General features: G+C 42.8%; 34 protein-coding genes. 5 read left to right on the top strand and 29 right to left on the bottom strand.

Going from position 1 to position 23,697, the window contains the following annotated elements; translation table 11 throughout:
• Nucleotides 1-9 precede the first annotated feature (9 nt).
• From KK487_RS05585 to KK487_RS05535, 11 genes are all read right to left on the bottom strand, one after another.
• A complete protein-coding gene (locus KK487_RS05585) occupies nucleotides 10-558 on the bottom strand; it encodes a glycoside hydrolase family 108 protein (protein ID WP_138571004.1) in 549 nt (182 codons plus the stop codon).
• 4 nt (nucleotides 559-562) lie between these two features.
• A complete protein-coding gene (locus KK487_RS05580) occupies nucleotides 563-763 on the bottom strand; it encodes a TraR/DksA C4-type zinc finger protein (protein ID WP_215522034.1) in 201 nt (66 codons plus the stop codon).
• A gap of 14 nt (nucleotides 764-777) precedes the next feature.
• On the bottom strand, nucleotides 778-1,227 hold the full coding sequence (locus tag KK487_RS05575) for a phage protein (protein WP_024601300.1): 450 nt from the start codon (nucleotides 1,225-1,227) through the stop codon (nucleotides 778-780).
• An 11-nt stretch (nucleotides 1,228-1,238) separates the two neighbouring features.
• Nucleotides 1,239-2,345: a DUF2586 domain-containing protein gene (locus KK487_RS05570; RefSeq protein ID WP_215522033.1), complete on the bottom strand. Its 1,107-nt coding sequence runs from the start codon at nucleotides 2,343-2,345 to the stop codon at nucleotides 1,239-1,241.
• A 4-nt stretch (nucleotides 2,346-2,349) separates the two neighbouring features.
• Nucleotides 2,350-3,006, bottom strand: coding sequence for a phage virion morphogenesis family protein (locus KK487_RS05565; RefSeq protein ID WP_215522032.1), 657 nt, complete (start codon nucleotides 3,004-3,006; stop codon nucleotides 2,350-2,352).
• Entirely contained in the window at nucleotides 3,003-3,485 is a 483-nt protein-coding gene (locus tag KK487_RS05560) for a phage tail protein (protein ID WP_215522031.1), read from the bottom strand. The genes KK487_RS05565 and KK487_RS05560 overlap by 4 nt, the downstream gene beginning before the upstream one ends.
• Nucleotides 3,482-3,934, bottom strand: a complete 453-nt coding sequence (locus KK487_RS05555; protein ID WP_215522030.1) for a head completion/stabilization protein — start codon at nucleotides 3,932-3,934, stop codon at nucleotides 3,482-3,484. The genes KK487_RS05560 and KK487_RS05555 overlap by 4 nt, the downstream gene beginning before the upstream one ends.
• Before the next feature lie 109 nt (nucleotides 3,935-4,043).
• Nucleotides 4,044-4,598: a phage terminase small subunit gene (gpM, locus tag KK487_RS05550; RefSeq protein WP_252190559.1), complete on the bottom strand. Its 555-nt coding sequence runs from the start codon at nucleotides 4,596-4,598 to the stop codon at nucleotides 4,044-4,046.
• Between the two features lie 104 nt (nucleotides 4,599-4,702).
• Entirely contained in the window at nucleotides 4,703-5,272 is a 570-nt protein-coding gene (locus KK487_RS05545) for a hypothetical protein (RefSeq protein WP_215522029.1), read from the bottom strand.
• Nucleotides 5,273-5,340: 68 nt separating this feature from the next.
• On the bottom strand, nucleotides 5,341-6,369 hold the full coding sequence (locus KK487_RS05540) for a phage major capsid protein, P2 family (protein ID WP_215522028.1): 1,029 nt from the start codon (nucleotides 6,367-6,369) through the stop codon (nucleotides 5,341-5,343).
• Nucleotides 6,370-6,423: 54 nt separating this feature from the next.
• Nucleotides 6,424-7,353: a GPO family capsid scaffolding protein gene (locus KK487_RS05535; protein ID WP_215522027.1), complete on the bottom strand. Its 930-nt coding sequence runs from the start codon at nucleotides 7,351-7,353 to the stop codon at nucleotides 6,424-6,426.
• 192 nt (nucleotides 7,354-7,545) lie between these two features.
• Here KK487_RS05535 and KK487_RS05530 point away from each other — a divergent pair, with 192 nt between their 5' ends.
• Nucleotides 7,546-9,324, top strand: a complete 1,779-nt coding sequence (locus tag KK487_RS05530) for a terminase large subunit domain-containing protein (RefSeq protein ID WP_215522124.1) — start codon at nucleotides 7,546-7,548, stop codon at nucleotides 9,322-9,324.
• Nucleotides 9,306-10,346 (top strand): phage portal protein, encoded by a 1,041-nt coding sequence (locus KK487_RS05525; protein ID WP_215522026.1) that lies wholly within the window; start codon nucleotides 9,306-9,308, stop codon nucleotides 10,344-10,346. The genes KK487_RS05530 and KK487_RS05525 overlap by 19 nt, the downstream gene beginning before the upstream one ends.
• Here KK487_RS05525 and KK487_RS05520 read toward each other — a convergent pair.
• Nucleotides 10,343-10,594 carry a hypothetical protein gene (locus tag KK487_RS05520; RefSeq protein WP_193050150.1) on the bottom strand — a complete coding sequence of 84 codons (252 nt, stop codon included), beginning with the start codon at nucleotides 10,592-10,594 and terminating at the stop codon, nucleotides 10,343-10,345. The genes KK487_RS05525 and KK487_RS05520 overlap by 4 nt on opposite strands.
• A gap of 142 nt (nucleotides 10,595-10,736) precedes the next feature.
• Here KK487_RS05520 and KK487_RS05515 point away from each other — a divergent pair, with 142 nt between their 5' ends.
• Nucleotides 10,737-10,982: an ogr/Delta-like zinc finger family protein gene (locus KK487_RS05515; RefSeq protein ID WP_215522025.1), complete on the top strand. Its 246-nt coding sequence runs from the start codon at nucleotides 10,737-10,739 to the stop codon at nucleotides 10,980-10,982.
• 70 nt (nucleotides 10,983-11,052) lie between these two features.
• Here KK487_RS05515 and KK487_RS05510 read toward each other — a convergent pair whose 3' ends face one another.
• The 10 genes from KK487_RS05510 to KK487_RS05465 all read right to left on the bottom strand — a co-directional run bounded on the left by KK487_RS05510 (nucleotide 11,053) and on the right by KK487_RS05465 (nucleotide 17,866).
• A complete protein-coding gene (locus KK487_RS05510; RefSeq protein ID WP_215522024.1) occupies nucleotides 11,053-11,412 on the bottom strand; it encodes a hypothetical protein in 360 nt (119 codons plus the stop codon).
• An 18-nt stretch (nucleotides 11,413-11,430) separates the two neighbouring features.
• A complete protein-coding gene (locus tag KK487_RS05505; protein WP_215522023.1) occupies nucleotides 11,431-11,616 on the bottom strand; it encodes a hypothetical protein in 186 nt (61 codons plus the stop codon).
• Nucleotides 11,617-11,711: 95 nt separating this feature from the next.
• Nucleotides 11,712-12,563: an adenine nucleotide alpha hydrolase family protein gene (locus KK487_RS05500; protein WP_215522022.1), complete on the bottom strand. Its 852-nt coding sequence runs from the start codon at nucleotides 12,561-12,563 to the stop codon at nucleotides 11,712-11,714.
• A 9-nt stretch (nucleotides 12,564-12,572) separates the two neighbouring features.
• Nucleotides 12,573-15,710 carry a replication endonuclease gene (locus KK487_RS05495; RefSeq protein ID WP_215522021.1) on the bottom strand — a complete coding sequence of 1,046 codons (3,138 nt, stop codon included), beginning with the start codon at nucleotides 15,708-15,710 and terminating at the stop codon, nucleotides 12,573-12,575.
• Nucleotides 15,711-15,712: 2 nt separating this feature from the next.
• The gene (locus tag KK487_RS05490; protein WP_215522020.1) at nucleotides 15,713-15,988 is read right to left on the bottom strand and encodes a hypothetical protein; all 276 of its coding nucleotides are present in this window, start codon (nucleotides 15,986-15,988) and stop codon (nucleotides 15,713-15,715) included.
• A 19-nt stretch (nucleotides 15,989-16,007) separates the two neighbouring features.
• Nucleotides 16,008-16,316 (bottom strand): hypothetical protein, encoded by a 309-nt coding sequence (locus tag KK487_RS05485; RefSeq protein WP_215522019.1) that lies wholly within the window; start codon nucleotides 16,314-16,316, stop codon nucleotides 16,008-16,010.
• Between the two features lie 18 nt (nucleotides 16,317-16,334).
• The gene (locus KK487_RS05480) at nucleotides 16,335-16,925 is read right to left on the bottom strand and encodes a class I SAM-dependent methyltransferase (protein WP_215522018.1); all 591 of its coding nucleotides are present in this window, start codon (nucleotides 16,923-16,925) and stop codon (nucleotides 16,335-16,337) included.
• A gap of 9 nt (nucleotides 16,926-16,934) precedes the next feature.
• The gene (locus tag KK487_RS05475; RefSeq protein WP_215522017.1) at nucleotides 16,935-17,330 is read right to left on the bottom strand and encodes a hypothetical protein; all 396 of its coding nucleotides are present in this window, start codon (nucleotides 17,328-17,330) and stop codon (nucleotides 16,935-16,937) included.
• A 2-nt stretch (nucleotides 17,331-17,332) separates the two neighbouring features.
• Nucleotides 17,333-17,584, bottom strand: a complete 252-nt coding sequence (locus KK487_RS05470; RefSeq protein ID WP_215522016.1) for a hypothetical protein — start codon at nucleotides 17,582-17,584, stop codon at nucleotides 17,333-17,335.
• Between the two features lie 9 nt (nucleotides 17,585-17,593).
• A complete protein-coding gene (locus KK487_RS05465) occupies nucleotides 17,594-17,866 on the bottom strand; it encodes a helix-turn-helix transcriptional regulator (RefSeq protein ID WP_215522015.1) in 273 nt (90 codons plus the stop codon).
• A gap of 96 nt (nucleotides 17,867-17,962) precedes the next feature.
• On the opposite strand from KK487_RS05465, the gene KK487_RS05460 reads away from it, so the two are divergent.
• The gene (locus KK487_RS05460) at nucleotides 17,963-18,277 is read left to right on the top strand and encodes a DUF1889 family protein (RefSeq protein WP_215522014.1); all 315 of its coding nucleotides are present in this window, start codon (nucleotides 17,963-17,965) and stop codon (nucleotides 18,275-18,277) included.
• On the opposite strand, the gene KK487_RS05455 is transcribed toward KK487_RS05460, so the two are convergent.
• Together KK487_RS05455 and KK487_RS05450 are read right to left on the bottom strand one after the other, a co-directional pair.
• A complete protein-coding gene (locus KK487_RS05455) occupies nucleotides 18,252-18,680 on the bottom strand; it encodes a hypothetical protein (protein ID WP_215522013.1) in 429 nt (142 codons plus the stop codon). The two genes, KK487_RS05460 and KK487_RS05455, sit on opposite strands and share 26 nt — an antisense overlap.
• Nucleotides 18,677-18,895, bottom strand: coding sequence for a YdaS family helix-turn-helix protein (locus KK487_RS05450; protein ID WP_215522012.1), 219 nt, complete (start codon nucleotides 18,893-18,895; stop codon nucleotides 18,677-18,679). Before KK487_RS05450 ends, KK487_RS05455 begins: the two co-directional genes overlap by 4 nt.
• Before the next feature lie 152 nt (nucleotides 18,896-19,047).
• Between KK487_RS05450 and KK487_RS05445 the strand changes: the two genes are divergently transcribed.
• Complete coding sequence (locus tag KK487_RS05445) at nucleotides 19,048-19,686, top strand: LexA family protein (RefSeq protein ID WP_215522011.1); 639 nt, start codon at nucleotides 19,048-19,050, stop codon at nucleotides 19,684-19,686.
• Nucleotides 19,687-19,734: 48 nt separating this feature from the next.
• Here the strand turns inward: KK487_RS05445 and KK487_RS05440 are convergent, their stop codons facing one another.
• The 5 genes from KK487_RS05440 to KK487_RS05420 all read right to left on the bottom strand — a co-directional run bounded on the left by KK487_RS05440 (nucleotide 19,735) and on the right by KK487_RS05420 (nucleotide 23,433).
• Nucleotides 19,735-20,235: a DUF4760 domain-containing protein gene (locus KK487_RS05440; RefSeq protein WP_024602767.1), complete on the bottom strand. Its 501-nt coding sequence runs from the start codon at nucleotides 20,233-20,235 to the stop codon at nucleotides 19,735-19,737.
• 251 nt (nucleotides 20,236-20,486) lie between these two features.
• Complete coding sequence (locus KK487_RS05435) at nucleotides 20,487-21,014, bottom strand: PH domain-containing protein (protein ID WP_215522010.1); 528 nt, start codon at nucleotides 21,012-21,014, stop codon at nucleotides 20,487-20,489.
• 87 nt (nucleotides 21,015-21,101) lie between these two features.
• The gene (locus tag KK487_RS05430; RefSeq protein ID WP_215522009.1) at nucleotides 21,102-21,554 is read right to left on the bottom strand and encodes a hypothetical protein; all 453 of its coding nucleotides are present in this window, start codon (nucleotides 21,552-21,554) and stop codon (nucleotides 21,102-21,104) included.
• A 338-nt stretch (nucleotides 21,555-21,892) separates the two neighbouring features.
• A complete protein-coding gene (locus KK487_RS05425; protein WP_215522008.1) occupies nucleotides 21,893-22,060 on the bottom strand; it encodes a YodC family protein in 168 nt (55 codons plus the stop codon).
• Nucleotides 22,061-22,197: 137 nt separating this feature from the next.
• Nucleotides 22,198-23,433: a tyrosine-type recombinase/integrase gene (locus KK487_RS05420; RefSeq protein ID WP_215522007.1), complete on the bottom strand. Its 1,236-nt coding sequence runs from the start codon at nucleotides 23,431-23,433 to the stop codon at nucleotides 22,198-22,200.
• Nucleotides 23,434-23,697 lie beyond the last annotated feature (264 nt).

Below are 23,697 nucleotides of genomic sequence, written 5' to 3'. Positions count from 1 at the left end.
TCTAGCTCCTTATAAATTAACTACGCGGTGTAACCACCCGTAGGTGTATTTTTCTTGGCTTTCATCATTGGCCGCAATATCGATAAATAAGCTAATTCGCTGACCGCTTACTGCACCAATCAATACATTTAAGCCGTCATTTTTTCGCGCTGCAGCATAGCTATTTAACGCTTTAATGGTTCGGCTACCGGTTATGCCATCAACGATTAAATCAGGGTAAAGGCTTTGGCATTTGTTAAGCACATTTAGCGCTTTTTGAAGTGCCTTGCCTGCACTTAACACACCTGAGTTAACCGCAAAATCAAACAGCTGCACGGTCAGTGTTTCACTCAATTTGCTAACATCGCTAAGCTTTAGCGGTGTCCAGTACTGTTGCTCGTAAATTAAAAATGCAATTTGATAGGGCAAGTCGTGCATAGCACACGTAAAGCCAAAATCACGGGCAACTGCTTTGGTAATACCGTACATGGTTTCACCACCACGATCGGTTGGGTCATTTACATAACCGCCCTCACGTTCTATTAACTCGCCTATCAATCTGATTTTTAATTCGTTCATTTTGCTACTCGCTTAACGATTGGCACGGTACACAGCGCTGCACACCTTTAATGGCTTTTTGCCGCGCTTTGGGTATTGGGTCGCCGCAATCAATGCAATCCGTTGCACTGATCACGCGGCTGTTGTTAAGTCCTTTTAAGCGCAGATCGGTAAATCGTTTTTCAGCGCGTTCCTGTGCAATTACTAGGTGGTCTAGATCATCCATTTACTAACTGCCTTTTATTGCACTATGTTTTCAATTTCTTCGGCGCGTAAGTACGGCACACCGTTGATTTTTACAAAGTCGGGGTCGGTCACATCAAACGGAATTTTAAACAGGCTGGCTTGGCCACCTTTTTTGTCTATGTCTAAAATGTCGCTTAGCTTAATGCGGCAACCAAACGCCTCTACTTTTAGCTCGTCTTTGCTGGTTTTTGCATAAAACATAATGTCGAACGGTTCCATTGCGCGCCAAGCGCCTGCACTTTTTGCCGCATCCGATATAAGCGCAAAGTTACTTGCGTTAACCGACAGCTCACCGCTGGCCGCTACATCGCCATCAACAAAACCATCAGGCACGCCACTTGTTTGGCTCACGGCGCTATTGTCAGTAATAGCCAGTGATGCCGTGTCAACTTGGACCATAATGTCACCCAAGTTCACGTTAAAATTCATTCCAGATAAACGCATGGTTAGTGCTCCTAGTTGCTGCTTAAATCAAGCATGATGTTGACGGTAATTTCTTTCGGTGAGTTGTAAGGGCGAACTACCAAGTAAATAACCACCGCTTTGTTTGTGGTCCATACAATATTTACATCGCCCTCTACTGGCGGCTTAATATCACCCGGAAACTGCGTGCCTAAAATGGTGGTGCTTTTGCTCATAGCGCGCAGCGGTTTCATAAAGTACGACTTGTTTAGCTCAATACTGTTTGGCGTTGAGTTAAGAATACGGTTTGCAACACGGCGAATAGCTAACACCCGCACTTCTCGGCTGGCTTTATGCACGGGGCGTAAATGCTCAAGGTATTGATAGTCCCCGCCTGCGGCATCTAGCGTTTGCGCGTCACTCCAATAAATTCCTTCAAAGTCGCTGTACCACTGCGGCACACTCATGCGTTTATTTGCTAGGGTTTCTAGTGTGGCAAGAGATAGCGGCTCGTTTTCGCTGTCAACGGGTGCCGCGCCTAGGCCTAACACACTGCCAGTGGCTACGCGCATAGGGCTGTCGGCAATGCTTACGCTGCGGTCACATAATCGCCCAGCCAATACGCCTACGTTATTACCGTGTAATTGCGGTACAGGTACTACTAAGTGCGCGGCAATATCGGCTTGCAATGCAATGGTTGCGGCTTCATAAGCGGGCCATGTTTGCGTGGCTACATCAATACCTGGCACGGCAACCAATGCCGATACAAAACGGCCTAATGTGGCTTGCAATGATGTTAGGTGATCATGAATATCGGTGAGTTCTGCGCTTGCTGTTTGCTCAGCACATACCACTACCATTTCAAAGCTTTGTACTTCGTTAGCGCGGTCAATGGCATCTACAATGGTTTCCTGTTCGGCCATTGGGTAAACCGCCGCGGTCCAGTTTTGGCCAGCGTTTAATTGCGCGGCAATGAGCTGCTCACGCAGTGGGCTGTCTGCAAAGGTTTTTTCTAAGTCGGTTTTAGCGCCAATGCTAAATAATTGGCTTTCTTCATCAACCGAACCTGCACGGCCAACAAACAAGAAGTGTCGCTCAACACCTTGGATGTCACCTTGCCCTAAATTCAAATTGTTAACTTGCACTTTACCTAGTGACATGTGTTTATCCTCGTTTATTGAGTTGGTTTAATATTGTTGCCAGTTCGCGCTGTACGTTTGTGGTTGTATCGCCTAAAAACGGTCGCGCTTTTACCGGTATTTGCCAGCTTTTACGGCTTTTTTGGCCGCGTAACTCACTTAACACTAATGTGGCTTTGCCATGAGTTAAGCTGCCTGTAATTTCTTTAATAGTGGCGCGGCGGTAGCCTTTGCCTTTTGCCCTGCGTACTTTGTAACCCTCAGCTGCTAACGCTTTTGCTTGGCTTCGGGTACACGGCGCTTGGTAATCTGGTTTGCCATGAATACGCACCATGCGGCTGGCAGTCATTCGCTCTGTGCCACCCTCTTGGTGTAGCGCTGCAATGCGTCCCGTAAATGAATTTTTATGTTTAAGCTCTAAGCGCTTACTAGCTTTTACATAGGGTTCTAATGTTTTACCCATACGTTTAAGCACTTTGGTTTTTTTACCGTCGCTGCGCCCTGCAAACTTTTTACCGTCTACCGTGGTTTGTGTGCGTATGCGTTGGCGCGCAAGCTTACGCTCAAAGCGGCCTAATTTTTTTAATAGCCTAATGCGTTTAGCCGGTGGTAACGCCAGTAGCTGCAACTGTTGTTTAGCGCTTAATGCTTGTTTGCTGTTTGGGGTGATCACTAAGCTCATGATTGCCCCTTAATATTTACGTCTACGTCTTCGGCAATGCTAATTGGCGCTAGCGATACGTAATAACGCGCGCCATTAAATAAAATAGGGCCTTTGTCGGCGGGTATTAGCTCTATGTCGTCAAGAAGTTGCACGTCTATCAGTACGGTGGCGTTGTCTTTGCTTACTACGTCTATGTCTATTTCAGGGTCGTCTAGGGCGTAGTCGTCGCGTGGCCAGTTGCTGTCTGTTAAAAATGCAGCAATAAGAGCAAGCAAGTTGTACGGGTTAATTTTGCGATGCGGAAATTTTTCAATGGCAATTACGCCGGTGTGTTTCCACTTAGCAACTAGGTAACCGTCTTGGCCTTTGTCTTCACCGCTTATTATTAAGGTGCCGCGTTCTTGCCAGGCATCTATGTTGTTGGTGTGAATTGCGCCTTTTAAACTGGTGTTTAAAAAGTCGGTTAGTTGCTGTAATTGGGTAATGGTTTGGCTCATAGCGTATGCACTCCGGCGCGGCCAAGGCCAAGCAATAAACGAATGCTGCGGTTAGACTGCGCTAAAATGGCATCTTGCTGATCAACACTATCGGCTTTGTTGTTGCCTGCGTCTTTTTGGTCAACCGCTGAAAAATACCCCATTAAATCGGCATGCGAACGGGCATACACGGCACCACGGTAAACACTTTGCTGCTTATCATTAAAGTTAGGCACACCATTAACAAGCGTAAAAGTGACGTCCGTGTCTGCTTGTTTCATTAAATAGTTACTTAGCTGTTGTTGAACTTCTAATGCGCTGCGGTTTAATGAGTCGGCTATTACGGTTTCTTCATAAAACTCAGGTATACGGCGATGATCACGAAACTCGCCAGTGCTTAACGCTGGCCAGCCGCTTTGAGCATCTATTTCAATGCTGTTTTGTGCTGTTGCTTCGTATCCAAATGACATACCACATACCTATTCAATTTGGGTTCAGTGCAGTTAGCGTCGACGCAGTTATTAACGGTCGCCCGTTAAACGCTCGGCTAGTGCACTGGAGGGTTTGGAGCTTTGGCTATTACTGGGCGTTTAGCTCGGCAATGGCTCTTAATCTCATGGCTATTTTGTTTCTTACTGTTTTAACTTGTGCGTGTTTATGTAGCTCGGCGGCTTTGGCTAAGTAGCCATCGGCTTGCTGTAAGCGTTGCACGTCGCCCACATGCGATGGCGAAACGTCGCCGTTTTTGCTGCGCAGTAACGCAAGGCCCGCAAACTTGTAGTACTTAGCCGTAACTTGCTCAGGTAATTTCCAATGGTTCGCAACCTTGCTGAACACTTGGCCAAAATAAGGCTCAATGCTGTTGCCTTTTTCTGCTTGGGTGCTTGCCCAGTCAAAAACAGTGTCGGCAATAAAACCAGGCCACTTACGGCGAATGCTGCTAGCCATGGGCTGGTTAAGCTCAATGGCTCTGAAACCAAACTCAATACCGCGAGCGAAGTTGCCAATGTCAAACAGCCAAATAGTGCAATATGCATAAATCGGGTTGTCTTCATTTTGCGTTCCTTTTTTTGCTAAATAGTCTTCAACAATGGGTAACCACTTTGGCAATAACACATCACGTTTGTGGGTGATTTTGTCGGCGCGGGTTACATAGCTTTTTAAGCGTTTTAAGTCGTCTTCTAATTCAATAAGCTGTAAGTGCAGGCTTGGGGCGTATTGCCCTTTGCCTGTTAGGCTTACTTTTTCGAGCTGTTTTTTTGCTTGGTTTTGCTCTTTGAACTGGAGGATTCTTGCGCCACCGACGGCTTTTTTAGCTCTTCAACCGTGTCTTTTAAGTCGCTATTTGCGGCGTTAATGTCGTCGGCTTGGTAGGCTAAATCGCTGGCAGCGTCACTTGCTTTATCTGCGGCGTTTTCAATGTCGCCTGCGGCATTGCTTGCGGTGTTAATGCTTTCGTTTAGCTCGTCGGTTGCATCTTCAACGTTTGAAACATCAATGTTTTCAATGTTGCCGCTTTCATCAAGGGTGACTTCAGCAACAGCGGTTTTGTCTTCACCTGGTGCGGCGGGATCAAAACCTAAATCAAAGTGTTTAATGTTTTGGTCAACGTATTGTTGCGCGGTTTCAATGGCTTTTGATTCATCGCAACCTAGTAGCTGCGCTAGTAATTTAAGCGCGGTGGTTTCTTTGGCTTCATCAGCCAAACCTTTCATCGTATCAACAAGCTTTTTACCTGTTTCAGCCACCGCATTTTGCTTGGCTTTTTCAGCTAGGCGGCGTTTTTTAAAATTAGCAATGGCACTCATGGCGCTTACCTTTTATAAATGGGTTAATTGCTAGGCGGCTAGCCTAGCAATGCGTTTACCAATCGCGCTTAAGCGGCTGGTGCTGCGCCAATGTTCATGTTGGCTTCGTCGATTGCGGCGTACGCTTCAAACTCTTCAATTGCGTAGCCTTCGTTACGCCAGTACTTGTCTTCGTACTGCTTACGGTCTTCAACATTTTCAGACTTACGATGTGATGTGCCGCGCTGCGTATAAATATGCAAGTTGCTTAGCATCGTTACTACAATGCGTTTACCTGGGAAGAACGGCGGTGTGTAGGCGCGCATACCGCCAATGTTTTTATCCATTTGCTGAGCGGCCACGCGTTCGCTTGGCTTGTCAGCTTGGTTCATTAGCTTGGTTTGTGCAGTGGCCGTTAAGTCACTACCAACCAATACAACTAAGCGTGGGTCGTTACGTAATGACGGATGAATAAGCGTATTTTTAAGCTCGGTAACAATGGCGTCTAATGTTTTGTATTCGCCATCTTTAAGCGCTTCGGTTGCGTCTGGGTTAAAGTAAATAGGGTCAGTTACAATTTGGTCTGCCGCATTTTCTTTAACGATTTGATGCCAGCCTTTGTTTACATCTTCGCCCAATGGGTTTGCTACTGGGTCTGATGTAGGGGCGATTGATGTACCATTAAAACCAACGCGCAGCATATCGAGTGCAAAACGGTGCGTTGCGTTGTCGTTCATTTTTTTCATGAACTCATTTTGGTTACCGGCATTACCCCATGCAGATAACAGCGCCCATGTAAGCGCTGAACATGAATCGGTTTCTGTTAACTGATATTTAAAGCCATCAACGCCTTGACCTGATGTAAAACGGCCACCGGCTTTACGACCTGTCGCAATACCGTAGTTACCTACTTTTACTACTTGGCCACTTAGTTGATCGACTGGCATGGTGGTGATCATGCGCAGGAACTCGACCGACTCTAAAAGCGCGGAACGTAGTTTGGTTTCCATTGGTGCTGTTACTGCAAACTGTTTAGTTACGTCTTCAACACCGAATGTTTTAGCTAGTTGCGTTGAGTATTGTTTTAAAAACCCAGCGGCTATTTGATTTAATTGCATGCGTTATCTCGCTCTGTTATGCATTAATAAAGGTAAACGTGGTTAAGCGCTTGGTTAAACCAGGTCTATTGTTTCGCCGCCTACTGGGTCGGGCTCTTGGCCGCCTTGCTCTTCGCTAAGGACATTAAATTTGGTTTCTATGCCGTCTACCTTTTTACTAAAGCCGTCCATTTTTTCCATTAACTGGCTAAACTGCTCAGCGGTTACGCCTGCTGCGGTTTTATCGCTTTCAGGCTCGTAGTCTTTTGGCTCTTCAACTGGCGGGGTTTCTTCGGCTTTTGGTGGCTTGCTGAATTTAGTTTCAAGGTCGGTCACCTTGGCATCTAATCCGTCAAACTTGCCCATTACGGCATCAAACTGTTCTTTGTTCATGGGTTCTTCCTCGGTGAGTGGCTCTTGGGGATCAACTGACTGCTGATCGGTAGAAAATAGACTTGCCATTTGGGCAAACAAATTCATAAATTTTGATTGTTTATCGCTTGGCGTGGGGTTGTTTGGTTCGCTATTGGTGGTAATAAAGTCACTGTGTTGTAGCGTTTCGAGTTGGCTATATTCGTGATCGGCTTCATTATCACCAATAGAGAATTTTAAGCGGCTGGTGCCAGAACTGGCTGGCGAGTCGGTAACAGCAAGGCCTTGTAAGTAGCAGCGCCCTTCGCTTTTGTAATCGGGGTTTGGCTCGATAGACATAAACAGCTTTTGGCCGTCTTTATTGGCAGCTAGTAGGTAATCGTTAGCGGTAATTTTTACAAACAGGCGTAATTTGCCACCTTGTTTAGCAGCCTTTACTTCGTCAACAGTGCCCCAGTTTTTACCCTCGCTTGGGCCCCAACTTGAACGAAAATGCTCAGGCCAAATAAGCGCGGTGTATTCATCAACCGAATACGATGCAGCCATTTGAGTGATCCACTCTTTTGAAATGGTTCGCCCGTCTACTGTTGCGCCTTCTGTTGCTGCTATTACCCAACCTGATTGTTTTGCCATTACTTAGCCCAGCGTTACTTAATATTTAAACGCAGCATAGCTATAAAAAAAGGCTGAATACATTGGTTAGCTTTTTGGTAATTCCTAGATTGGGGTTTTAGGAAACATGAGGGTTTTTATGCGGTTATAAGCTTATTGTAAACCAATACACTGTGGCTAGTTATTAATTTTATGAGCGACTTATACCACGTAATGGCTTATTCACCGGAAATACGCGAAGCAGCAAAACGGCTTTATTTGCGCCACCACACCCCCGACGAAATACGCGCGGAACTGGCGTTACCAAACAACCGTGTTATTTACTATTGGGCCGATAAATACAATTGGCGCGATATGCTGCGCGAAGAAGACGTAGACGAAGCCATTGCACGGCGTATTTTAATACTTACCGATGTAAGCGATAAAACAGGTAACCAAATTAAAGAGCTCGACATGCTGATAGAAAAGCATGTGAAGCTTAAAAAACAGCGCGCCCAGCAAGAAAGAGCAGCGCAGGCAGAGCAACCCCACGGAACAAAACAGTCAAACAATAAAAGCAGCAGCGGTACCGACAGCAAAAAAAGCAAAGGCCGTAAGCGTAAAAACGATGTTAGCCATTTAACCGCTGAAGACTTTGGCACCTGGTACGACTCGTTATTTGAATACCAAAAAACCATGCACGAAAACTTGCATCAGCGTATTCGTAATATTTTAAAAAGCCGCCAAATTGGGGCTACTTATTATTTTGCGGGTGAAGCGTTTAAAGATGCGGTATTAAGTGGCGACCCGCAAATATTCCTCTCTGCGAGTCGCGCACAGGCTGAGGTGTTTCGCAGTTATATAATTGCCATTGCGCAAGAATTTTTTGAAATAGAGCTCACCGGTAACCCCATTACTTTGCACACTGCCCACGGTGATGCCGAATTACGGTTTTTAAGTACCAACAGCAAAACCGCGCAAAGTTACCACGGCCATGTTTATGTAGATGAATACTTTTGGATTGGTAAGTTTAACGAGCTAAACAAATTAGCCAGTGCCATGGCCACGCATAAAAAGTGGCGTAAAACGTATTTTTCAACCCCGTCGACCAAAGCCCACCCTGCTTATACATTTTGGACGGGTGATCACTGGCGCCAAGGCCGCGCCGAACGCGAAGAAATTGAGTTCCCCAGCTTTGATGAATTACGCGATAACGGCAGGCTGTGCCCCGATAAACAATGGCGCTATGTAGTTACCATTGAAGACGCCCAGCGCGGTGGCTGTGACCTATTCGACATTGAAGAACTGCGCGATGAATACAACGCCGATGATTTTAATAACCTGTTTATGTGCATATTTGTGGACGATGCCGACAGTATATTTAAATTCAGCGACCTTGAAAAAGCCATGGTTGATGCCACCCGCTGGCAAGATCACAAACCCAATGCAGTACAACCTTTTGGTAACCGCGAAGTGTGGTTAGGTTACGACCCATCACGCACCCGCGATAACGCCGCACTGGTAGTGGTTGCCCCACCTGAAATAGCGGGCGAAAAATTTAGAATACTTGAAAAGCACTATTGGCGCGGGATGAACTTTTCGCACCACGTGAGCGAAATTCAAAAAATTTATGCCAAATACCGCGTTACTTATATTGGTGTAGATACCACGGGCATAGGCGCTGGGGTGTTTGACTCAATAAGCACACTTTACCCGCGTGAAGCCACCGCCATACATTACAGCGTAGGCAGTAAAACCCGCTTAGTACTTAAAATGATCGACCTGATTGAAGGTGGCCGACTTGAATGGGATGCATCCCATAAAGATATTGCTATGAGCTGCCTTTCAATACGCCGCACCAGTACCGAGTCGGGCGGTGCCATAACCTTTAAAGCCAGCCGCGATAACACCATAGGCCATGCAGACGTATTTTTTGCTATTAGCCACGCTGTTATTAACGAACCCCTTAACCATGCACATAAGAGAAAATCACGATGGACCATGCAGAATTAGACCAAAACGCTGAGCAGTTAACTGACCAGCCGCACGATCAACAAAATAAACAAAATGCGCCCGTTGTGTTTGGCTTGCCTGAGCAAGTAATGCCCGACATGTGGCTAACCGATTACGACTCGCTATTTTATAACGATACCGACCAGTATTGGGAACCACCAGTAGACCGCCATTTATTAGCAAACCTTACACGGCGTAACGCCCAGCACGGCGGCATAGTGCAAAGCCGTGCAAACATGGCCGCTAGCCGTTTTATTAATGGTGGTATGAGTGCGCAGCAAGTACAAGCGGGCTTTTTAAACCTGGTGCAATTTGGCGATGTGGCACTATTAAAAATACGTAATGGCTTTGGGCAAATTGTAAGGCTGTTCCCACTGCCTAGTTACCGTACCCGTGTTGGCGGTGATGGTGGCGCGGTAGTGCTTGAGCGTAATAGCCAAGTTAAAAAATATAAAAAGCGCGACATTATTTGGGTTCGCCAGTACGACCCCGTGCAGCAAGTGTATGGCTTGGCCGATTACTTAGGCGGTTTACAAGCTACGTTATTAAATGAAGATGCGACCTTGTTCCGCCGCAAATACTTTTTAAACGGCGCGCACATGGGTTTTATTATGTACGCGACCGACCCTAACTTAGACCCAGATATTGAAGACGATATAAAAGAAAAAATTCAAGATTCAAAGGGCGTGGGTAACTTCCGTTCGTTGTTTGTAAACATACCCAACGGTAAAGAAAAAGGCTTACAAATAATCCCTGTGGGTAATTTTGAAAGTAAAGACGAGTTTATGAACGTTAAAAACGTATCGGCGCAAGATATACTAAACGCCCATCGTTTTCCACCGGGCTTGGCGGGGATTATTCCGGCTAACAATGCAGGTCTTGGCGACCCGACGAAATACGATGCCATGTATTTTAAAAATGAGACTAAACCGCTCATTAAATTAATGAGTGATGAAGTAGCAAGGGATCCTGAAATTGGCAGTAAATTACAGCTAAATTTTGATTTAGAGCCGAGTACTTAATATTGGCTGTGCGCGGCATCGTGCTCTTTAATTTTTTCGACTAGTTCAGCATAGGTATTTAAGGTTTTTAATGCCCGCGTTAAATTTGGCGCGGGCACGTTATTTAATAGTGCCGCGTTATTTTTACTTAGCCCTTTGACTAGATGATCACTTGCAGCGGCTTTTATGTCGTCGCTTTTAATTTTACACATGGCGAATAAATAGTTTAATCGCTCTTGTGTTTGCGACCCTTTAAACAAATATTGCATACTAAACCCTCTAAATTAATTATCACTTAAGTGATAATTAATTTATTTTAGGTATATTAGCCTTATTTGTAAATGCTTATTTGTTATACACAAAATCACTGTATATAATAACAGTGTATTTTATTAACGATGGGTGGTTATTATGGCGCGGGTTACTTGTCCAAATTGCGAAGCTAAAGCAACAATTACATCACGCGAAAAGCAAAGCGCCCATGTTGTTAATTTATATTGCTCGTGTACTAATACAAAACAATGCGGGGCCACGTTCCGTATTACCCAATCGTTTGATCACTTCTTAAATCCTCCTGTAAAAAGCACGCAACAATTAGCCGCCGCACTTATTAAAAGCCTACCTCGCGAACAACAATTGGAATTAGTTGGGCTTTAGCTTTTACTTTATTTCACGCATTAAAAAGCCCGTATTAAACGGGCTTTTTTGTGGGTGCTGTTTTTATTTTTTACTGGCGCTGCCTGCCATATTGTTGTTGTGGCGCTGGTTGCTGTGGTGAGTATTGTTGCGGCGGTGGCTGCTGTTCGTACTGCCCTTGGTATTGCTGCGGTGCGTAGCCTTGGCTTTGTTCTTGGTTTTGTTGGTTTTCGCTATCCCAAAAAATATACAGCTTTAACGGGCCTTGGTGATTTATTGGCATGGTGTCGAGTTCTATCTCTACGCTTTCGCTGCCGCCTTGGTTGTTGCTCGGCCATTTAGTGGCGCGGCCTAATGTGGCGTAGCGGTTTTTGGTCGTATTGCCTTGCTGATATTTTTCAGCAATACAGGCTACACGCCCCTTATCAAGTGGTTTGTTTTGTTGATGCATGGTGCGTTTCCTTTTTGGTTAAGTTAATGATTTTTGCATAGCATTAAAAAATGCTTGAGCTGCTAGCCTGTTTTCAACATGAGTAGCTGATGTTTTTAAAATGCATGCAGCTTGAATACCTTCAACACCTCGACCTTTTAGATATTCAATTACGTCTGCTGCTACTTCAAGTTCTTGCTTTTGGGTTAGTTGATTATTTGACATTTTTCTGCTCGCTCTGCTTTGGTTTAACAACTGAGTGATACACCCAGTTGCGGCGTTTAACTGTTGATTTCATGGTTCACCTTATGCTGTACGGTTTATAATTTGAAATTTGCTATTAATTCTTTTGCTGGGGTTCTATTTCTAAAAAATACTCTTGGGATTGCGTCATCATATTTTGAGAATTCAGGCCCTACAGTTCCGTAGCGCTGTTCCATATAAAGATTAAATTTAAAGGCGCTTGGTTCTTCTACATATGCTTTATTTAAATTTCCCTGACATTTTTCAAAGCAAGTAACACAATTACCTAAATGACGTGGTATTTTTAAATCCCATTCATATTTTTTCCAAAAATCTAAAACATGCTGTTCATCTACAGGATGCCAATCAACTAATGGATAAATTAAATTTCTGACGCTAGCGTTTTTAGAACAGCGCCTGCTTTCATCCTCTCTAATCCCAATTGCCGTATAAAAGTGCTTTTTTTCATCCATGCCAATTGATTTCATATAGCTATTAATCGCATTCCGCTTTAGCTCTCTTGTGCAGTTTTTGTAAGAAATATTTGGCACGCCGTATTTACGTATGTGTGAATGGAAAGGATGCTCTTCATTTTCATACGATTCGTAACGTGAAGCGCTATCGAAATTTACTAAGCTATGGGTCGTGCTCTTTCGCTCAAAATGATGTGTAACACCCTCAACCCAAACACAAGTAAACCCAAAGTTTTTAGCTGTATCGTGCATAAAGCGTAATGAATCATCATGCTCAAGCCCTGTATTAGCGAATACAAAAACGTACTTTAATTCACTGACTTTAATACCAAGCTGATCAGCAACTTTGTCTTTATTATTAATCATCCAATACGCCATATAACCCGATGTCCTCCCCCCTGAAACGCTTATAAGAACAGTGGTTATTTTGTATGGTGCTATTAAATCTAGTTGCATGATCAATTCCTACGCCATTAAATCCAGTGACCACCAATCGTTGTCGCTGATTGCTGATGCTTCACCAGCAAGCACTAATCGGGCTAAATCTAAATCGCCGATAATGTCTGCATGGTATTTTTTAAATTGGGTGTTCGACGGTTCGCTGCGCCCGTCTAGCTCTGCATACATAAATGCTAAGTCGTAAAGCTCACGTGCATATGCATAATGTTTTTCGGTTGGGGTTGGCTTAATAGCCGATTTTGGCGCTTGCATGTTCAATTGCTCAAAGCTGTGTAGCTCTCGCTCTTGCATGTAGTACACGCGGTTGCCGCTGATCACGTTGCCACCTTGGTTTAGCGCTTGAATTTGCGCTGGGCTAAAGTCGCTTAGCTTGTTTTTACATTTAACCGTGGTTTGTTCGTTATTGGGGGCGCGTTTTTGCGCTTCGCTATTGGCTATGTAGTCAATAGCGTGCTGGCGCTGCTCTTTTTGCTGCGCTTTTTCGTCTAATGTGACTAAATGGCCGTCTTTTATTAGGTAAATAAGGCCGTTATTTTTAACCCGCTTACCTGCTAACAGATCCTTTTTAACGCTTGCGATCTGTTTTTTAGTAAAACCGATCATATCTAGCAATAATTCGTCTGTATGCCCTACAGCTAAAGGCGTACGATTATTCCCACTAGTCCAAGATAGGTCGGCTGCGCCGACGTTGTTAGCATCCTGCCCACCAATTACGGTGGTGTTGTTATTGGCTGCGGTGCCTATGGTTTGCTTAGACCAGGTATGAACGCGAGTCACTAACGTGCAAAGTCCAAAGGTGTCTTCAACACCTTTTAGGGTTTTAGTAAATTCGGCGTATTGGTTGCCGTATTCGGTATGTTGATAGGCAGGTTTAAAACGGGCATCGCGGCCAATACCAAAACCACCCATTAAAGTAACAAAGGCTTTAAAGTCGCCCTTATCGGCAGCTTGGCGTATTTGTTCTAATTGCTCGTTGCCTTGCACTTCTTCACGCACTCGGCGCAACTCGCGCCAAATGGTAATAGAGGGCGATTTTTGAAACTGAAATTGCCTAATACCCCACGTGCTGGCCCATGCTTTAACCGGGTTAACCGCTTGGGTTAGCTTTTCGCCAGTTTCGGCATCGTATTCGTTAGCCAGTGCAAAGCCATCTATATTTTTACTTACATACTTAGCAACATAAGCCGCTGCCCCGCCTGTTTTTTTGCCGTCTTTACCTTCTTTTGCAGGTAACATTTTAATGGCGGTATAACGTGGGCCGCTTGGTGTGTAGTCTTTTTTAGGTTCGCGGGTATAAATACCTTTTGATTTATTTAAACCCCAAATACGGCGCGCTTTTGTATAGCGTGCACGTAATGCTTTGCGGTTTTTAAAACGCTGAAAAAATACCTCACGGTCGTCGCGGGTAAAGTAGCGGCGTAGTATGTGGTTAACTTTGTCGTAGTAACGTGCTGGCATCCATAAAAGCATGTGCCAGTGAGTGCAACCGTCGGCATGCGGCTCGGCTACACGAATACCAAAGTACGGTATTTCTTCGCGGTCTAATTTAGCGCGTGCTTGTGAATACAGTTTATTTAAGTAAAGGCTGGCGTCTTTAGGGGTTGAGCCATCCCAATTATTTGAGTTTGCATGAAAACGACTCGGGGCTGTAATGTTATAAAACCCACCTGTGTAGCCCATTTCATCGGCTAGTTCTTCGGTTTCGCGTATGCGTAGCATTAATTCGTTACGCATGTTTTCAGGATTGGCAACGCCTGCTTCAACCGCTTTCATTAGCGATATAACATCGCTTTGCTCGTTTACTAATTCTAGGCTTTCTAAGTAGCGCTGGCCGCGTTCTCTATTGGTGGTGTATTCAGCAACTGCTTGCTTTGAGCAATAGGCATTTATGCCTTGGCGCTTGGTGCTTTTATTACCTTTTCGGTCGGTACTGGTAAATAAATCGCGGCCAACTTCGCCGGTGGCAATTTCTAAATGTTCAAGGTAGCGGCTTCGAATCGTTTTGAGCTTACGCGCCCACCACTTATGATCTTGCACTTTTAGCAGTGCTACTTCAGCATCCGGCACGGTTAGGTAATCGCCCTTTTCAGCAAACTGTAACTGCACAGTAAATTGCTCGGCGTACTCGCTCACCTTTTGATAAATGTCAGCGGCATCCCATGTGGGTTGCTCTTTAGCTATATCGGCAATTATTTCAGCCGATTGCATAGCCAATACATTTGCATGCTTTTTAGTTTTATCGGCATTAGCCAATATATGCCAAGGCAACGGCATAGCGCTTGTTATTTGCTCGAGTATTTTTAGGCGTGGCTTTAATGTTTTAAGCGTGCGGCGTAACCAGTCGTTAGCTTCATAATGGGCACGGATTGCTTTAGTGGTTAGCTGCTGCTTTTTATGGCCCGTGTTGTTACCGCTAAAGTCGTAAAGGCCACGGCTGGTTTTAAGTAAGCGGTTTTTATATTGTTCGTCGGTTTCGTTTTTACCTTTACCCGCACTTTTTAAGTTGGTGTCGTATTTATTAATAAAACGCTTAGCCACTCGCATTTGCAGTGGCTTGGGTACTTTGCTTAGGCATTGGTAAATAAAGTTTACTTCTTCAACATCGTCAATTGCGTTAATAACCGACATTGCCGATTTAGACACCTGATCGCCAACCTGCTGCTGTAAATTCTGGCTGGTTACAGGTTGTTGCTTTTTTACATTTCGCTGCTTTTGTGCAAACTCCATATTGCTGGCTGTTTGGCGCACAAAGCTGGCTTGTATGCTAGGTGCACGGCCGCTTTGAATAATATCTTTAACAATAAAATTATGAATATTATTGTTATGCACTTTTTTAAGCGCCGCTTTAGCCGGTGCGCTAATTTTTAGGTTGGTTACATCAATGCGGTGTTCAATACCTTTAAGCTCATCATAAAGCCAAGCGTTTGCTTTTTCGCTTGGGTTTATGGGCTCGTCTTTATACCAGGCATCACTAGGCGGGGTAATTTTGGCCATATACTGCTTAACCATTTTATATTGGCCGTACGCAGTAAAACGGCTAAGGCCGTTTATTAAAAATGCTCTATGCTCAACATCGTCAACGGCTTTAACCATGGTTAAAGCCGCTGTGCATACGTCAAAGTTTGTTATGGGCCATAAGCTCATGGTTACAGCTCTATTTCCATTGGCTCGCCACCAATTTGTACGGCATTTAATGCAATGCTCATTTGGCTGTAAACTTGCTCAAAATTAACGTCGTCGTCAGCAATCAGTTTTACGATTGGTAGTAAATCAGTCAACGTGTCTTCGCACTGCATTAGCATGTGTACGGTGCTACGTTTGTTTAAAAGGCGGATTGTAAAGTTGGCTTGCTCAATTGCGTGTAAAACAATATTGAGTATTAACTGTTTTTTAGAGTGATCTTGGTCTTTGATAGTGTTCATTTTTAGTATTCCTTTGGGGTTAAAACGGGATGTCGTTTAATTCGTTGGGTAGGTGTATTTGATGAAAAACTTCTACATGTTTTACATCGTGATGATCTTGAATCATGTATTCTTTATATGAATAGTTAAACCAAGCATCTGCATGCTCAGCCTCTTCTATTGTTTGCGAGTTAATGCAATCAAACCGCGCTGATATTTCTGGCGCGTATTTCTCAAGCTGCTCAGCTGCTATCTCGTTAGCAACAGAAAATATCTTGTAAACGTCGTGTGATTTTTCACAATCAATTAAATGCCTAAGAGCAGTCTTTGCTTTTGGGTGTAGTTTCATTTTCAGCATTTCCCAACGTTAAATTACAAAAAGCTCAGGGGCTAGTTCGTAGCCTTTGCTAAATACAAAGTGGGCGTATTCGGTAGAATCGGTTTTACTTGGTTTTAGCGGGTCAAAGCCTGGGCGTTTGCTATGCACATAAACCGCGGCTAATGGCAGTTTTTGCCACATAGGCTTTCGCTTTTGGCTACCTAACCAATTAAGGCGTTGCAGCATGATCACTAAACCACCCTCTTTAACCATTTCAAGTGCGTGCTCAGTGAATTCTTGTGCTAGGTTAAATGGCGGGTTTGTGATGATCATGTCGTATTTACGCGATTCATAACTAGGGACGTTTAAAAAATTAACGCCTGTTAAGTTAGCGCGTGAGTCTTCGCGAATATCCCAGCTTTCAACAATAAAGCCCTCTTCTTCTAATACGGTTGGGTAGCTCATTGGGTATTGCTCACAACCGCCAGCGCTTGGGTCTAACACTCTTGGGTCTTCATCTGGTGAACAAACCAAAATATTATTTTCAGAAAATGCTGCTAAAAAATCTTCAATTAGCCAATGCGGTGTTACGTAGTAATCATCTGCATTGCGCTGGGTTCCGCGATTAGTTGAGCTCATGATCAATCCTTAGTGCGAACTAACGGTTAAGTGTGAATAGTCGGTGTTGGCATGTTCGCGCGGGGCGTTTTGAACAAACTTAGCCGGTGCCATGGCGTTGGCATCAACAAATGCTTTAACCAGTTCTTGCAACTGCAAAATAGCTTTGTGAATTTTAAGGCGGGTGTCTGCATCAAAATTAGCAAAGCCGCTTTCTAAATGGTGGCGCTTTAAACCTGCTGCAAAGCATACTAATGTGCGCTCTTGCTCGCTTAACACTTTGGTGTAAACGTACTCTGGTGTGTGGCGCTCACTGCCCATTAATGTTTTTATCTCCGCTAAGCCTTTTGGGATGTGGCGCCCTTCTACTGCTTTTAGTGGCGCAGGTTGTGCGTTTTCGGTTTGTTTAACTAATGCATTTGCCATGGTTATATCTCCTGCTGTTTAGCTGCGTTTAAATAGTTTACGGCTTGAGTTTTTAGCCACAGCACTGCTTTTTGAATGGTTTGGTACTCGTCGCCATTGCAAAAAACAGGCAATAAAAAGTCACCCACACGCGCTTGTAGTGCTTTACCGCTTGCGGTTGCACTAATTTTGCAGCTCAATAAATAGCGGCATTGCTCTGCTAAGGTTTTAAAACTGCTTAACGTTTCTCTGCTAAATGCTTGATATGTATTCATTGCTGGCCCCTAGTTTGCTTGATGTTGGCCGTAAAATTCGTGGAACTTTTCAGCGCCTAGGCGCATCCACTCTTCTATGTCCTCTTCAACCCATACCACACGGCCGCTTGATGCTTTGTGCGATTTAGGAAACTGGCCGCGCTCTATTAAGCGGTAGATTGTTGAACGGTGAATACCGCATTTTTCTGCCACATCGGCTGGGCGTAAGTAGCGGTCGTTAATGGTGATAACTTCGCCGCGTACATTGCGGCGGTAGTGATCGGCTATATTTGATTGGCTCATGCTGCATCGTCCTTACCTAATTTATGTAAAATCCCTCTCTGTTTTGGTATGTTGCAAGTGCGAATATTCACAAACCAAAACAAAGAGGAAAAACTCATGTCAAACCCAATCTTGAGCGACTGCATAAAAGCGCTAACAAGCCGCGAGACTCCCATTAAAGGAATTGATGACGCACTTGAAGAGTCAAAAGCAAAAAGCTTATTTAAAGCGCTCCACAAAAAAGGCTTTGCCTTTGATGAAGATGAAGTGCTCGCGCTGGCTATCGAAAACAACTGGCCTGAAAAACACGCCAAAAAACTAGCGAAACTGGCACAACATATTGGTGATGGTGGCCGCGTTGTTATTAAGCGCCCAATAAATTGGGGGGAAACCGCCGCAGAAAAAATCATACGTAATCACCGGGGTAATTAAGATCCCATTTTGAATCGTGCCAACTAACGGCTAAATCAGCCATTTGTATTGGCGAGTATTTTAAGTGGAACGCCTCACCATTGGCGTTTAGCAGCGCTTTAAACTCTACAGCTGCTAGCGCCGTTTGCTCTGCTATTGTTAACTCACTGGCAGGCTTTAAGCTCAGCTCGTTTGGTATGTCAGATGCCAACCACTCTTCTATAAAGCCAAGTAAATGCTTTAAAAATCCATCAATACCGCCAAAACGTGCAGCGTATTCAGGGTCATGCATTGCGTTCCAATACTCAGTAACGGCTTGGCAAAGCTTATCGGTAAGCGTAAACGCGTCGAATTGGCGCAGCATGTCTGTAAGGACACTAATGTCCATTACATCAATTGGGTCTACTTCAATTTCAGTGCTCATGCTGCATCGTCCTTGTTTGTTTTTTGGTGATCGGCCAGTAAATCGTTTACCGACACTTCACCGTTTGTTAGTTCTGAAATACGCGGAATGTATTTCGCTGGGGCTTGGCAATGGCGGTTAATCCAGTACCAAATAATGTTTTGCTTTGTGCTTAACAGCTTGGCGGCTTTTGTTTGGCCACCAATTATTTCTATTGCTTTTGCTACGGCGCTCATATTTCCTCCAAGCAGTATTTATCAATTAAACCGATAATAGACATCAGTTAAACCGATGTCAATATCGATTTAACTGATTAGACAAAATAAAATAAAAAGCAGATAATCGGTTTTTATCACTTTAAGCGATTTTTAATATTAGGAATTTACAAATGGATTTAGGTAAAAGAGTAGAAAAAAGACGTATTCAGTTAGGGATGACACAAGCGCAATTAGGTCTAATAGCGGGCTTAGCACAAAACTCTATTCACAATATTGAATCTGGCGAAACAAAACGCCCCCGCAAAATAGATGCACTCGCGGAAGCTCTAAACTGTACCCCAGAATATTTGCTGTTTGGGATTGGTGAAACTCAATCTGATCAGAAAAGTGCTAACAATAATGTTTCACCAGGACCAACAATTAAAGCCACCGCCCCACTAATTAGCTGGGTGCAAGCAGGTAGTTGGTCTGAAATAACTGAGATTAAAGCTTATGATGCAGAACGCTTTATGTGTCCCGTAAATTGCAGTGATCTTACGTTTGTATTAAAAGTGCAAGGTATTAGCATGGAGCCAAAGTTTGATGAGGGTGATTTAATTTTTGTAGACCCTGAAGCCGAATGCATTCATGGTTCTTACGTAGTAGCGCGCCTAGACGATAATAACGAAGCCACCTTTAAGCAGCTAATTATTGAAAGCGGCCAAAAGTTTTTAAAAGCCGCCAACCCCAACTGGCCTGAGCAACTCATACCGATTAATGGCAACTGCACATTGGTTGGTAAAGTGGTGTTTGCGGGTAAGTCGTTTTAATTAACTAAACACCAGGCACAAAAAAGCCCGCGTTTGCGGGCTGTTTTTTTAATTACTTTTGGGTTTTTTAATGGGGTTATTTTCCCACTTAACCGCTAGTTTTTCAAAGTTACAATAAGCTGTTTTTTGCCCTTGTGAACGAATGATGTTTATAAAAGGCTTGCACCTTTCATGGACATTCACAATAGTTGAATACATGCTGTTTTTTAGTATTCTTTCAGCGTATACACCTTCATCAACACCTACAGATAAGTACTCATAAAAGTTTAATACATAACGAATATGCTGTGCTTCCTCAGCGGCTGCATGTTCATCATAAGCAAACGTTTCTATGGATTTTGTAGGGTCTTTATGAACTTTGTAAATTGCGCCAATTGCATTTTTAAGCTTGTCGTCACCTTTAATTACTAAAATTGTATCCAGTGAGTTCTTCTTTTTTGCAAGTTGACGGTTTGAAATTATGGCTGATATGGCAATTATCGACGCTATAGTTCCAAAGCTTGCTGTGGCTATGGCTGATAATTGCCCATTAGGTATGTTTTCTAACAAAGGATCCTTCCCTTATACAGGTTCGTAATCGTCCTTAAACGTACGGGTTGGAGTTACATATTGATTGTTCATAATCACTCTCCTAAATTGCTGATTAGTCCATGGGTTGCAATAAACTTAGCACACCCACTGTTGTAATAGTAGCATGTTGCTGCTGATACTAAAAGAAACATATAAAGACAGCAAGAACTATATGCACTGATATGACACTCTATAAGACGCCATTAAGCGCTTATAGTTCCCTTTAAAATTTATATCCTGCTCATCAGTATTGCTTTCTTCTCTGTAAACTCTTGCTCGTTTAATATCCCCAGCTCCTTTAGTTCACCGAGTTTTTTAAGTTGTTCGTATACGTCTTCTTTTGGTTCTGCTGGTTCTGCTGGTTCTGCACTGAGTATAGGCTTTGTTGGTGAGCTGCCTGAATTTTCTTGTGCTTTTTCAATTTCTGATACTAATTTTTCATTATCTTCTTTATTAAAGCTTTTAAACTCTATTTCATTACCTGAGCTGTAAATAAATATTGTGTGTTTCATCAATGCTGATTGGCGCTCTAAGGAGTTAATGTTTTTTAATGGTATTGATTCTATAACTTCACCCATTATTCCTTTTCGGTAAAAAACCACTCGCTCTGGTGTTACAAGTAAAACCCCATTGTGTTGGGTGTCACTTCCTTTACCCATTGCATTACCAATATAGCCTTCGCTCCATGCAATAATTCTTTCATTTTGTTTTAGGTGTAGCTCTTTAAATTTAACTATGTGCTTTGGTTCTTTAGCCATGCCTTATCCTTATATTTTCCATAATGTTGCAATTGCTAGATTAAGTTAGCGTTCAGTTTTTAACAAGCTGGGGATTTATACAGCTTTTTATAACAGAATCGTAAATTTGTTACCCGTTACATTTACCGTAGTTTCATCTATCTTTTTTAAGGCTTTACTATTTAGGTCCATCAATTGCGCTTTAATTTTAAAAGTAGCTACTTGGTTTTTTTTATCTACATCTACAACGGTCAATTGTGCGTAGGTTGCATGGTTTGATGAGCGAATAAATGTTTGCTCATTCAACTCAGCAAATACAGCAAAATTAGTGTTGTTTTTTGATTGAGAAAAAAGTGTAGTTCCAGTTCTAATATCCTTTTTTCTGATCGCAAATGAGTAGTGGTTTTGTGGGTTTTCTCCAAATGAAACAACAACTGATTTATCATTTCCTTGGATAAAATTAAACTCGGTTACTTCTGTATATTTGTGTGTTTCTTCATCTGAGCAACCTGATAAAAGTACTACTAACCCTGTTGCTACAATCCATGTTTTTGTATTCATCCTGATAACCTTGCTTTCCCTGATTAACTTAATATAGTAAAAATAAGCGTTAATTCAATGTTTTTAACTTCATAGATAATCATAAATATCTAAAAACCGCCAATCCCAATAAACGGTAATTGTACGCTAGTTTGTAAAGTGGTTTTTTTGCAGGAAAATCGATTTAGTTTTACTGAATTACAGGCACAAAAAAGCCCGCGTTTGTGCGGGCTGTTTTAACAAGGAAGGCTATTCATCTTCTTCAGAATCAAGAATCCATGGCTCTGCATCACTGTATCCTGATTCATCACAAGCGAATGCTAAATACTACTAATACTTTTCAAAGCATTCGTAGTATTTTAATCTGAGATTAGGGAGAGACTAGATAATAAAAATCTACTTCCTTTATTTTCATTTGAATCAAACCATTCACAATAAGCTTCATTGTCCTCGATCCAACTTATCGTCATTTTAGGGCCACCACTTTTAAGCTGTACGACATTTCCAGCATTAAATTCAATTTCCATTTTATTTATCCTTTGTTGATATTGATTTTTATTAAAATTTTATCCGAGAGCATTCCACTTATTTTTACATGAAAATGACCTCATTTTATGAGCTTCCATTAATAGCAAATAGTATAAATTATTGCCAATAATAAATACTATTTAGTAACACAGCGGATAAACTCTTCCCAGACTTCAATACTATGTTTCTTCTCTTTCATGTAGTCGTATCTGTCGTAATGCACGCTTGATACATCAAACTTGTTGTGTTGCTGGAGTATGTCTCGGTTTATTTTATCGATACCCGCTTTACCCATCAGTGTTTTACACGTTCGGCGTAGGTCGCGGGGATTAAAGTTTGGCACTTTGTTTTTTTTACACCATCGTAGTATTGCCATTCTTAATGTTGATACATGGGCGGTTGCTGTTGGGTTGTCGCGATGCGGGAACATTTGTCCTGCTTTACCGCTTTGCTGCATTAATTCTTGAATAATGGGGATTGCGGTTTCGCACAATGGTACGATGTGATCGCCCCGTTGTTGTACTTTTATTCTACTAGCAGGAATGGTGAATGTTTTGCTTTTTAAGTCAAAGTCACTTATGTAAGAGCCGTAAACCTCATTTACGCGCTGGCCACCAAGTAATAATGCCAGTTTTATGTATTGGTGGGTGTAATAAGGTAGGTCATCCGCATTCCATACTTTTTTTAGTTCAGCCTCGCTTAACCATCGTTCGCCTTTGTTTTTTGGCGTTTCAAAATTAATATCTCTGATGAAGTTTGTTTTTATGTCGTATAGGTTTGGCTTTTTGTACTGCTCTGGCGAGTTATCAAAATCTATAGCGAATTTTAGTATGCTCATTAATACGCTGCGAACTAGTCGTGCTTGTTCTTTAGCGCCACGATTATAGACACGGTAAATAATGTCGCGGGCCATGTCGATTGTGAACTCGTCGGGCATTAATTCGGGTTTTATAAACGGGGTGATGTTTCTTTTAATGAGCTTTTCAGTTCGGTCTATTGTTGACTCTGCCCAGCGTGTACTTATAAATACATTAAAGTCAGAGAGCATTTGTAACATGGTACGTTTTGCCGATGATTCAAACTCTGCTTTTTGAACTTCTAATTGGTGTTCTTGCGGGTCAATATTGTCACTTAATAAGACTGCTATTTTGGCATGTTTACTACGCGCTTTTTTAAGATCAACGGTAGGGTAATTACCAAGGCCAATTACTTTACGTTTGCCATTTATGTGGTACTGAACTCGAAACGTTTTAGCGCCTGATTCACTCACCCTTATTTGTAAACGCCCTTCCCCATAGTTACCTGACTCGGTTAATACGTAACGTTTTTCTTTGGCTTTAAGCGCCTTAATTGATTTGTCTGTAAAGTTCATATATTGCCATTTGAAACTGTGACCACCACATGGGTCACAGTTTTGGTCACAGATTAGTATGCGATAACAATAACAGAACGAGACAATATGAAAAGCTTTAGACTATTAAAAGTGAGGGTTTGCAGTAGGTTGCGACAAGCTAATACTGGATGAAATCTAAAAAACCGACATGCCAAGTAATTCACACATAAAATAAATAAACCTTTAAAAAGCTAAACATAGAATATCGTTCTATTTTTAATAAGCGTACACTGATCATCATAA

Origin of the sequence: Pseudoalteromonas sp. SiA1 (assembly GCF_018732205.1) — a bacterium.
Classification (GTDB): Bacteria; Pseudomonadota; Gammaproteobacteria; order Enterobacterales; family Alteromonadaceae; genus Pseudoalteromonas; species Pseudoalteromonas tetraodonis.
Note: the sequence above shows the minus strand (reverse complement) of the source record. Positions and strands in the feature narration are given on the sequence as shown.

What these genes read in the sequence shown, in the direction of transcription:
- KK487_RS05585 (WP_138571004.1), bottom strand. Translation starts at nt 558, where the DNA reads ATGAACGAATTAAAAATCAGATTGATAGGCGAGTTAATAGAACGTGAG.
- KK487_RS05580 (WP_215522034.1), bottom strand. Translation starts at nt 763, where the DNA reads ATGGATGATCTAGACCACCTAGTAATTGCACAGGAACGCGCTGAAAAA.
- KK487_RS05575 (WP_024601300.1), bottom strand. Translation starts at nt 1,227, where the DNA reads ATGCGTTTATCTGGAATGAATTTTAACGTGAACTTGGGTGACATTATG.
- KK487_RS05570 (WP_215522033.1), bottom strand. Translation starts at nt 2,345, where the DNA reads ATGTCACTAGGTAAAGTGCAAGTTAACAATTTGAATTTAGGGCAAGGT.
- KK487_RS05565 (WP_215522032.1), bottom strand. Translation starts at nt 3,006, where the DNA reads ATGAGCTTAGTGATCACCCCAAACAGCAAACAAGCATTAAGCGCTAAA.
- KK487_RS05560 (WP_215522031.1), bottom strand. Translation starts at nt 3,485, where the DNA reads ATGAGCCAAACCATTACCCAATTACAGCAACTAACCGACTTTTTAAAC.
- KK487_RS05555 (WP_215522030.1), bottom strand. Translation starts at nt 3,934, where the DNA reads ATGTCATTTGGATACGAAGCAACAGCACAAAACAGCATTGAAATAGAT.
- KK487_RS05545 (WP_215522029.1), bottom strand. Translation starts at nt 5,272, where the DNA reads ATGAGTGCCATTGCTAATTTTAAAAAACGCCGCCTAGCTGAAAAAGCC.
- KK487_RS05540 (WP_215522028.1), bottom strand. Translation starts at nt 6,369, where the DNA reads ATGCAATTAAATCAAATAGCCGCTGGGTTTTTAAAACAATACTCAACG.
- KK487_RS05535 (WP_215522027.1), bottom strand. Translation starts at nt 7,353, where the DNA reads ATGGCAAAACAATCAGGTTGGGTAATAGCAGCAACAGAAGGCGCAACA.
- KK487_RS05530 (WP_215522124.1), top strand. Translation starts at nt 7,546, where the DNA reads ATGGCTTATTCACCGGAAATACGCGAAGCAGCAAAACGGCTTTATTTG.
- KK487_RS05525 (WP_215522026.1), top strand. Translation starts at nt 9,306, where the DNA reads ATGGACCATGCAGAATTAGACCAAAACGCTGAGCAGTTAACTGACCAG.
- KK487_RS05520 (WP_193050150.1), bottom strand. Translation starts at nt 10,594, where the DNA reads ATGCAATATTTGTTTAAAGGGTCGCAAACACAAGAGCGATTAAACTAT.
- KK487_RS05515 (WP_215522025.1), top strand. Translation starts at nt 10,737, where the DNA reads ATGGCGCGGGTTACTTGTCCAAATTGCGAAGCTAAAGCAACAATTACA.
- KK487_RS05510 (WP_215522024.1), bottom strand. Translation starts at nt 11,412, where the DNA reads ATGCATCAACAAAACAAACCACTTGATAAGGGGCGTGTAGCCTGTATT.
- KK487_RS05505 (WP_215522023.1), bottom strand. Translation starts at nt 11,616, where the DNA reads ATGTCAAATAATCAACTAACCCAAAAGCAAGAACTTGAAGTAGCAGCA.
- KK487_RS05500 (WP_215522022.1), bottom strand. Translation starts at nt 12,563, where the DNA reads ATGCAACTAGATTTAATAGCACCATACAAAATAACCACTGTTCTTATA.
- KK487_RS05495 (WP_215522021.1), bottom strand. Translation starts at nt 15,710, where the DNA reads ATGAGCTTATGGCCCATAACAAACTTTGACGTATGCACAGCGGCTTTA.
- KK487_RS05490 (WP_215522020.1), bottom strand. Translation starts at nt 15,988, where the DNA reads ATGAACACTATCAAAGACCAAGATCACTCTAAAAAACAGTTAATACTC.
- KK487_RS05485 (WP_215522019.1), bottom strand. Translation starts at nt 16,316, where the DNA reads ATGAAACTACACCCAAAAGCAAAGACTGCTCTTAGGCATTTAATTGAT.
- KK487_RS05480 (WP_215522018.1), bottom strand. Translation starts at nt 16,925, where the DNA reads ATGAGCTCAACTAATCGCGGAACCCAGCGCAATGCAGATGATTACTAC.
- KK487_RS05475 (WP_215522017.1), bottom strand. Translation starts at nt 17,330, where the DNA reads ATGGCAAATGCATTAGTTAAACAAACCGAAAACGCACAACCTGCGCCA.
- KK487_RS05470 (WP_215522016.1), bottom strand. Translation starts at nt 17,584, where the DNA reads ATGAATACATATCAAGCATTTAGCAGAGAAACGTTAAGCAGTTTTAAA.
- KK487_RS05465 (WP_215522015.1), bottom strand. Translation starts at nt 17,866, where the DNA reads ATGAGCCAATCAAATATAGCCGATCACTACCGCCGCAATGTACGCGGC.
- KK487_RS05460 (WP_215522014.1), top strand. Translation starts at nt 17,963, where the DNA reads ATGTCAAACCCAATCTTGAGCGACTGCATAAAAGCGCTAACAAGCCGC.
- KK487_RS05455 (WP_215522013.1), bottom strand. Translation starts at nt 18,680, where the DNA reads ATGAGCACTGAAATTGAAGTAGACCCAATTGATGTAATGGACATTAGT.
- KK487_RS05450 (WP_215522012.1), bottom strand. Translation starts at nt 18,895, where the DNA reads ATGAGCGCCGTAGCAAAAGCAATAGAAATAATTGGTGGCCAAACAAAA.
- KK487_RS05445 (WP_215522011.1), top strand. Translation starts at nt 19,048, where the DNA reads ATGGATTTAGGTAAAAGAGTAGAAAAAAGACGTATTCAGTTAGGGATG.
- KK487_RS05435 (WP_215522010.1), bottom strand. Translation starts at nt 21,014, where the DNA reads ATGGCTAAAGAACCAAAGCACATAGTTAAATTTAAAGAGCTACACCTA.
- KK487_RS05430 (WP_215522009.1), bottom strand. Translation starts at nt 21,554, where the DNA reads ATGAATACAAAAACATGGATTGTAGCAACAGGGTTAGTAGTACTTTTA.
- KK487_RS05425 (WP_215522008.1), bottom strand. Translation starts at nt 22,060, where the DNA reads ATGGAAATTGAATTTAATGCTGGAAATGTCGTACAGCTTAAAAGTGGT.
- KK487_RS05420 (WP_215522007.1), bottom strand. Translation starts at nt 23,433, where the DNA reads ATGAACTTTACAGACAAATCAATTAAGGCGCTTAAAGCCAAAGAAAAA.